The sequence below is a fragment of the Enterobacter sp. UNJFSC 003 genome (genome assembly GCF_036903355.1).
Classification (GTDB): domain Bacteria; phylum Pseudomonadota; class Gammaproteobacteria; order Enterobacterales; family Enterobacteriaceae; genus Enterobacter.
Genome location: NZ_JBAKHK010000354.1, coordinates 1 through 236, shown reverse-complemented (window position 1 = coordinate 236; position 236 = coordinate 1). Strand labels below are relative to the sequence as shown.

The following is a 236-nucleotide window of genomic DNA, read 5'->3' as shown; positions in this document are numbered from 1 at the left end:
ATGATCCAGCCAGCGATTTCGCCAGACTGCAGAGAGTATGCCCAGCGGGATGCCAATCAGGAGTGCCAGCAGCAGGGCACAAAAAGCCAGTTCCAGCGTCGCCGGGAAAAATATACGCAACTCTTCCAGCACCGGACGCCCGGTACGAATGGATGTTCCCAGGTCACCATGAAACAGGTCGCTGACGTAGCGGTAAAACTGTACATACAGTGGCTGGTCCAGTCCCAGTTGCTGGC

At 56.4% G+C, this 236-nt stretch carries 1 pseudogene; it reads right to left on the bottom strand.

What is annotated here, in order from left to right:
• A pseudogene (locus tag V5P19_RS24515) lies at positions 1–236 on the bottom strand (ABC transporter permease); the annotation flags it as partial.